This is a genomic window from SAR324 cluster bacterium, assembly GCA_029245725.1.
GTDB lineage: Bacteria > SAR324 > SAR324 > SAR324 > NAC60-12 > JCVI-SCAAA005.
In genome coordinates this window covers 1-7899 of the sequence record JAQWOT010000272.1, presented here as the reverse complement: position 1 = coordinate 7899, position 7899 = coordinate 1, and the positions used below count along the sequence as shown (strand labels likewise).

Here is a 7899-nt window from a genome sequence, read left to right as displayed (position 1 = left end):
CAGACTTTAAGAGAAGAGGGAGAATCTTGGAAGGAGATTGCAAGAGCTTACCAATTACATCTGAACGGAGAAGAACTGATTCCTCCACTCCCATATCAAACTCTTTCCGCAGCGGAAGTAGGTTTACTAATGGAGATATTCACCACTACGCCAAACATCTCCATTAGTGGGGCTTGTCAGTTAGCTTCACAGGCAGGAATGGAATTAAATCCCAAAGCTGTTGCTTCTTATAAACGAAGATGGTCATGCTTCCACCACTAAAGCTAGGCCGTTTCAAGCTCTCTAAATGAGGATCTTCGAGTGACAGCACTCAACAGAGAGCCTATTTCATTCAACTCTTCTAATTCTTCATCAGGTCTACTTGGCTGTGCTTTGGCAACTTCGTTCAATAGCACTGCACCCGCTGACAATCGCTTTACTGGTCGGTTAGACTTCGTCACTACTTCTACTTCCAAATCATTGCGAAGTAATTTTAGCAATGATATCACGTCTTCCACAGCCATCTTTCGCTCTGAGTCGACGTGCAATTTAATATTTTGACTCATTTGGTCCCTAGAAACTTTGGGTTGACTGGCAACCATCCATAGCTTCCATCGGGACATCCTGTCCAGATTATATTGAACCTTTTCAGGTTCTAGATCTCATCAACTTTAATTAGTACTACAATTGACATACCATAGGTGAATAAATTTTTTGCAAGTCGCAAATGTTTTCTGATTAACAAATCTTAAAACCTACTATTGAGTCAATAATTGTTTCAAAGTCTTCCTGAAAAATTGTTGTTTGAGAAGGAATTTAACGGAGTACCTGTACAAGTCTGGGAAAAGCTTGATAGGAGAGAGCTGCGCTTTGGTAATTTGATTGTCCAAAGCGCTTATTCCACCCTTCAACCGGATTGTCTTCTTCTACGCTATACTAGGCAAATGCTGGCGGCAATTGCTTTGGTGCCGCAACTAGAAAATGTGCTTCATATTGGTTTGGGTGGTGGATCTGTAGCAAATTTTCTCTTCCATCATTTTCCAGAAATCCAGCAAACTGCGACTGAAATCAACCCGCTAGTGATCGATGCTGCGTATGAACACTTTGGGCTTCCAAATGATTCCAGACTCAAGGTGCTGCCTATAGATGTTACAGAGAGTATCAACGATTTGAATGGTCCCTATGACCTGATTTTTCTTGATGCCTTCGATCATTCTGGTGCATCGAGTTGCTTTGATTCGACAAGCCTCTTACTACAGCTGCAGGAATTACTCACTGCAGATGGATGGTTGGTAGGTAATTTTTGGAATCAGTTTAGACTCTTTTCACTTCAAAAGGAACTCTGGCATGGGCTCTGTGGTCAGCTAATTGAGGCAAAAACTGGTGTGATGACCAATTCAATTCTCTACGGTCATGCCCAATCAAATCAGATTCTCTTATCCACTGTTCAGAAAAGAGCTCAAGAACTGGAATCAACTCTTCCCCTTCGACTTCTTCCCCTAGTAAAGCGTTTTAAGAATTTAGAACATTCTGATCAATCAACTCTTTTAGGTCGTTAATCTATCCATCAAATCTTCGTCAATAAATGAAATTTCATAAATATCATGCGCTTGGCAACGACTATCTAGTTTTAGATCCAAAGAATTTTGACGCAGTCCCTTCACCTGATGTAATTCGTCGAATCTGCCACCGAAACCTTGGAATTGGCTCAGATGGAATATTGTGGGGGCCATTCAATCAAGTAGAGGGGAAAGAAAATTTTAACCTTAGAATCTTTAATCCAGATGGGAGTGAGGCGGAAAAGAGTGGAAATGGTCTTAGGATCTTTTGCCGCTATCTTTGGGATCAGCATCTAGTTGCTTCAAATGCCAGTTTTCAGGTCAACACTAAAGGTGGAGTAGTTAAGGCAACGGTTCATCCAGATGGTCAAGAAGTGACTGTTTCAATGGGAAAAGTCTCATTTGCCAGTAACTTGATTCCTGTGAAGGGGGATTCAAGAGAAGTTTTGCAAGAAGAATTACTGATTGGAGATCAGGTTCTTGAATTCAGTGCTGCAACAATTGGTAACCCTCACTGCGTGATCCGAACAGAACAAACCAGTCCAGAAATGGCTAAAAAATTTGGGCCCATGATTGAGAACAATCTCATTTTTCCAAATCGATCGAATGTTCAGTTTTTGGAGATTTTGGATCGTAAAAATCTCAAATTGGAAATATGGGAAAGAGGTGCTGGGTATACGCTAGCTTCTGGAAGTAGTTCAAGTGCAGCCGCAGCAGTAGCCAGAAAACTAGATTGGTGCGATCGGGAATCAACAGTACATATGCCTGGGGGAACTCTCCAAATTATTGTTCAGGAAGATTTTCAAATAATCATGAAAGGAGGAGTGACAAAGGTCTTCGGAGGGGAAGCAGATGGAGAACTCTTCTCGTATGAGTTTATGGAGAACAGAGCATGAGTGGTTCTAAACTAACCGAATCCGGAAATCTTGAAGATTTTCTCAAGCGTGCTTCTGCTGAAATAGAACGAGCAACGCTGGAGGTTCTTCCATCAATGGAACCAAACAAAGAGCTATATTCTATCCAAAAGGACTACCCATTAAGGGGAGGAAAGCGATTTCGACCCGCCCTACTCCTTTTATGTGCTGAGTGGTTCGGAGCTTCCTACCAAGACGCACTCCCTTCAGCAGTGGCACTTGAACTATTTCATAACTTTGCATTGATTCATGATGACATTGAGGATTCTTCCCTCTTTAGGCGTGGAAAACCAACACTTCATCACCTTCACGGAATTCCGTTGGCCATCAATGCAGGAGATAGCTTATTCGGGATGGTATACGAGATTTTGTTGACTAATCGGGAGAGATTCGGTGATCAAAAAACCTTGGACATAATCAGTTTATTCAATCAAGTTTTCAGAGCCACTTTTGAGGGGCAGGCCTATGATATTGGTTGGGTTGCCAACAATCACTTTCCCACAAGTGCAGAATACTTTGAAATGATTCGAAGAAAAACCGGAGTCTATTCTGGCAAAGGCCCATGTCAGTTGGGAGCAATGATCGCAGACGCTCCTCCCGATATTTTAGAAAAAGTAGGTGACTTTGGGGAAGCTCTGGGTATAGGTTTCCAGATCAGAGATGATCTATTGAACCTAGAGGAGAATGCTGGCGAATCAAAAGAATATGGAAAGGAGCGAGGGGGTGATATCAGAGAGGGTAAACGAACCTTGATTACTATTCACATGTTGGAAAATCTTAACAAGATGGATTCAGAAAAATTAAAGACCATCCTTCTAAAACCTGCGGAGGAGACTTTGGATGATGATGTTGAGTGGGTTATTGAAAAAGTATCAGAAAAGAAATCCCATAATAGCGTTGAGAAAGAGTGTGCTAAGTGGAAAACCACTGCAGATAAAACTCTGAATAGTTTGCCAAAACACTCCTCAAGAAACATCCTAAATGAATTATCGGATTACCTAATTAGTAGCAGAGTTGGATGATTTTCAATTACTTGTAGATGATTTGTCCTTCACTCTCTCCGGTAATTCTCCAGATTACTGTCCTGTTACACTCGAAATATGCAGTAGCTGTATATGGTAAGGGTAGTAACGTAATCCCCCTGTAAAAATCTACTCTAATATTGTAATTTTTATCACAATTATCGATCGGGTAAGCAAAAGCCTTTTCCCCAGATGCTAAGCCAGTTAAACCGTATGCTAGCTCAATTTGATTAGAGCCATTTTCTTCACCATCTTCCCAAATGTAAAGTCCTGTAAGAGCAGTTCCAGATGTATTTTCAATTTTTAATGTTGAAGTTAAATTTAATTGGTCATTAGTTTGATATGCACAGTTTTGTATAAAGATTACCAGAATCAAAACGAAAAAACTTTTCATCAAATAATCTCTTTTCTTGTTAGTAAAATATAAAAATTTAAGAAAATATATGTGTAATTTTCTTTTTTTCAGCTTAAATTCTGCCCAAAAATTCAATTCTTGATGTCATAAAAAAGGCTCAGACTAGTAGCGGATTAATTTCTAATCTGGGTGCTCAGGCCCGCGCTCTTAGGATAATTGATGTACCATTGGAATTAATCCTATGTGGTAAATTCTTCACATCTATTTATAAAGTCCAGGTATGAATCCTGATTTTACAAATTTTGAAGTATTCCTTACTAATAAAGAATTAGGATTCAGCCCTCTTCAGTCGGTAGAATCAGAAAGTGGAGCTAGGGTTTGTTCAGGATTTTACCACCAGTCTTTAGGAACCCTACTAAACTTTCAAATTGACCAAATTCTTCCATACCTGCGTATTTTTTCAAAAGGTGAAGCGATCTCAAATTTTTCTGTAGCCATGAAAGAGGGCACTTCACCTAAACTATGCGTCAATGGTCTCGAATTTTCCAAATCCTATAAATTCAGGCTTCTGCAAGGACTGAGCTATAAAACCTGTCCAGCTTGCCCAAGTACTGTTTTATCTGAGTCCATCAAGTTCTATGGTCAAACCCAATCAAGGCAACCAAAAATTGAGCTAAATCCATCCAAAACAATTCTTCCCCTAGCTGCAAAGAACAATTGGCCGACTGGCTTTGGATCTCGAAGAGTTTAAAGAGAAAGAGACACTCTGGCCAGTCGATTTGCGAATGTGAATCAGGCAGGTTGCAAAAAGCTGATTGTTTATCCAGAGGATCCAGCCTGGTTCAGAAGCGCAGATTTGGAAATAGCTGTCAGAGAGAAATCTAACTCAATAGAATGGTTTGTAAATGTGAGAGAACGAAACCGAGCAAATACAGTGTAAGATCGAAGGAAGAGAGTTTTCATAAAATTACTACCAGTACCAGCGAGTTTGGGGAGACAGTCTCAATTTTGGTCGAGGTAACGAGTGGCCTTGAGGCTTCCCAAGTTTGCTTAGAAAAAAGCCATTGTTCGAATTTCGATACTTTCTCGTTGCTGAGGGCTGGCTGGAGAATTGGGATCTTCGAAGGCGCTATGCCCAGTAAATCTTGCACGTCCATCGGTCTCTGAGTCATAGGTTTTCAGAAGAATAGCATGCTTCGATTCCATCCAAGGAAAATAATACCACTCGTGCTTCGGAGAATGTCGAAGCACAAAAATCTCTCCTGTCCGTTCACGATACTTCAACTTCATCGTAAGAAAGTCCTCATCTATGGAAGTTCTGGCATCACACATGGCCAGAGGAAGTTCTTCAACCTTTTCACAGAATGGTTTCCAAACATTGAAAAATGCGAGTCGTCCTTTGAGTAATTCCTCGGCCTCTTCTTTCATAATATCTTGGACTCTTTGTGGCCCAGAACTAGGAGTATAGTCACTATGAACCAAGAGGACTGCAGGTCGATTGACCACAGACTTTTCATCTTGGACGTTCCCTTCCATCTGCTCCTTGGACATCCTTCTGCGAATCGTGTGGTCAAAAACCACGACTCGTTTCGCTCTGGTATGCTTTTTCACAAAGTCGATCACTTGTGGATAGAATCCATTCACGACCAGTTGATCATCATGAAAACCTCTGAAATCATCAGTAAATTCGTGTAATTCGAATCCGATTTCATTCACAGAAAACTGGTCAACCATGGGCCAGCCATTTTGGATTTCCACATCATGTACATCGGTTCCAGGCGGGTTCATCTCTACTTCCTCTTCGGGCACATAGAAGTAGTAAGATGGTTCCTTACCGTTATTAACGGTATAATTGATCTGACCAAGTACTTTAGCGGGAGCTTCTAGAATGTTGAGCATCGTTCCCTGTGAGTAATGGACTTTGATGAAGGAGAATTAACAAATCAGCTGAGAGTAAATCCCTCTCCAATGTGAGTTTCTTTCCAGGCTGGAAGTTGCTCCACGTCCTGGGTCATCCAGCGACGAATATTCGCATGCTGATCCAAAGGAAGTTTTTGCCACCCATGAAGGTGCATTGGCGCAGCGCAGGCGATGTCGGCGATTGTCGGGCCAATTCCAGCAATCCACTCATTTTGTCCAAGACGATTATCTAGAATTCCAGCCAACTTATGAAACTTGGGGTCTTGATCTTCTAGAATTTTGGGATCCGGGCTTGAATCCAAGACGGGCTTCACACAATTTTCAACTAGGTATACGTAACAGGATCCGAACCATGCAGATGCTTCCCAGAGTAACCATCTGTTAATATCAGCCCGGATTTTCAGATCAGTCGGGTAAAATTCTGACTTGCCATACTTGTCTGCGGCATATTGCAACAAGCTATTGGACTCCCACAATACCAAATCATCATCAACTAAGGCGGGCAGAGCGGCATTTGGATTGATTTTGATGAAGTCCTCATTCAATTGCTCTGACTTAAAATAATCGACGTGGATTCTTTCATAAGGAATGCCCATCAGTTTGAATCCTGCGAGGACTTTTCGACAATTGACTGTGATCGGATCTGCATAAAGTTTCATGTTGCTATCCATTAAATTATTTAGAGTTGATTAGATTCCAAGTGTAATCTACAAAAATAGTTTAACAGATTTTCCCAGAATTATGTCAATATCATAGATGTTACAATTAAAATGCACTAATTCTTTAACAAGAATTGGAAATCTAAAAAAGCTATCTGACCAATTGATAATCTTTAAGTTTTAAGGGTTAAAAATTCCAGATAAGTTTGATATCTACTGATCGGACTCTTCTGAAATAGGGACAGGAATAAGGCCTTTACCCTTAAGACAACGATGCACCTTGAACGAGCAATGTTCATTTGCTGACAGGCCCTAAACTCTCTTGAAAATCGCAGCTATAACTTGCCCCCCTCCTATGCACATTGAAACAAGTCCATATCAACCTTGAATTCGCTTCAATTCATAGAGAACTTTGACTGTGATCAAACAGCCTGTGGCCCCAATTGGATGGCCCCGAGAGACGCCACTACCATTCGGATTAGTACGATCCAATGGTAGCTTTAAATCTCGTGCTACTGCCAAAGCTTGCGCTGCAAAGGCTTCATTCAACTCAATCACATCCATATCTTTGACAGTTAACCCCACGATCTTGAGACACTTTTGAATCGCAGGAATAGGCCCAATACCCATATATTTCGGATCAACGCCGGAGTGTGCATACCCAACAAGTCGGCCCAGGATTTCTTTGCCATCTTTTTCTGCTTCGGAACGTTCCATCAGGATGACCGCAGATGTGGCGTCATTTAGCCCAGAGGCGTTACCCGCGGTCACACTCACGTCCTCTTTGAAGACAGTTCTCAGCTTAGCCATGCTTTCAGTTGTGGCATCACTCCGAATATGTTCATCCTTATCAAAGGAGATCATCTGTTTTCTTTGCTTGATCGAAATTGGTAAGATCTGCCCTTTGAAGTATCCTTTTTCAGTAGCCCTATGGGCCCTTTGATGGCTTTCTACAGCAAGTTGATCTTGCTCTTCCCTTGAAATTTCCCATCGGCTTGCCACATTTTCTGCAGTCACTCCCATATTACAACTATCAAATGGGTCAGAGAGTGCTCCAACCATCGCATCAATGACCTGTCCGTCATTCATTCGTTGTCCCAATCTCATGCTTGGAAGCCAGTATTGGGATCGGCGCATTGATTCAGCACCTCCTCCCAGGGCAATATCTGTATCGCCGCATAGAATTTATTGGGCTGCACAGACGATCGCGTGGAGTCCGCTGCCACAAAGACGATTTAGAGTTTAGGCAGGAGTTTCGATTGGAATACCTCCTTTTACAGCTGCATAGCGGGAAAGGTACATGTCCCGTGGATCGGTATGAATCACATTTCCCATTACTACTTATCCAATTTTAGACGCGTCCACATCAGATCGTTTGATTGCCTCTGCTACAACAGACGCTGCAAGATCTACCAAAGGAAAATCTTTGAGACTGCCTCCGTATCAGCTCGTTTGATTGCCTTTGCTACAACAGATGCTGCAAGATCTACC

General features: G+C 41.7%; 8 protein-coding genes and 1 pseudogene. 4 read left to right on the top strand and 5 right to left on the bottom strand.

The genetic code is table 11. The features are described from left to right. Positions 1-261 (top strand): hypothetical protein (locus P8O70_15080; protein ID MDG2198170.1); only part of this gene is annotated, 261 nt, incomplete at its 5' end. A gap of 2 nt (positions 262-263) precedes the next feature. Here P8O70_15080 and P8O70_15075 read toward each other — a convergent pair. Beyond that, entirely contained in the window at positions 264-545 is a 282-nt protein-coding gene (locus tag P8O70_15075) for a hypothetical protein (protein MDG2198169.1), read from the bottom strand. 207 nt (positions 546-752) lie between these two features. Between P8O70_15075 and P8O70_15070 the strand changes: the two genes are divergently transcribed. The 3 genes from P8O70_15070 to P8O70_15060 are packed head-to-tail and all read left to right on the top strand — an operon-like array spanning position 753 to position 3474. Further along, positions 753-1538: a hypothetical protein gene (locus tag P8O70_15070; protein MDG2198168.1), complete on the top strand. Its 786-nt coding sequence runs from the start codon at positions 753-755 to the stop codon at positions 1536-1538. A 26-nt stretch (positions 1539-1564) separates the two neighbouring features. After that, positions 1565-2434 (top strand): diaminopimelate epimerase, encoded by an 870-nt coding sequence (dapF, locus tag P8O70_15065; GenBank protein ID MDG2198167.1) that lies wholly within the window; start codon positions 1565-1567, stop codon positions 2432-2434. Beyond that, positions 2431-3474, top strand: coding sequence for a polyprenyl synthetase family protein (locus P8O70_15060; GenBank protein ID MDG2198166.1), 1044 nt, complete (start codon positions 2431-2433; stop codon positions 3472-3474). The genes dapF and P8O70_15060 overlap by 4 nt, the downstream gene beginning before the upstream one ends. Before the next feature lie 7 nt (positions 3475-3481). Here P8O70_15060 and P8O70_15055 read toward each other — a convergent pair whose 3' ends face one another. The 4 genes and pseudogenes from P8O70_15055 to bktB all read right to left on the bottom strand — a co-directional run bounded on the left by P8O70_15055 (position 3482) and on the right by bktB (position 7851). After that, positions 3482-3868: a hypothetical protein gene (locus P8O70_15055; protein MDG2198165.1), complete on the bottom strand. Its 387-nt coding sequence runs from the start codon at positions 3866-3868 to the stop codon at positions 3482-3484. Between the two features lie 1011 nt (positions 3869-4879). Further along, entirely contained in the window at positions 4880-5728 is an 849-nt protein-coding gene (locus tag P8O70_15050; GenBank protein ID MDG2198164.1) for a CmcJ/NvfI family oxidoreductase, read from the bottom strand. A gap of 44 nt (positions 5729-5772) precedes the next feature. Then, positions 5773-6408: a glutathione S-transferase family protein gene (locus P8O70_15045; GenBank protein MDG2198163.1), complete on the bottom strand. Its 636-nt coding sequence runs from the start codon at positions 6406-6408 to the stop codon at positions 5773-5775. A gap of 312 nt (positions 6409-6720) precedes the next feature. Then, positions 6721-7851 (bottom strand): annotated as a pseudogene (gene bktB / locus P8O70_15040) (beta-ketothiolase BktB). Positions 7852-7899: the final 48 nt, after the last annotated feature.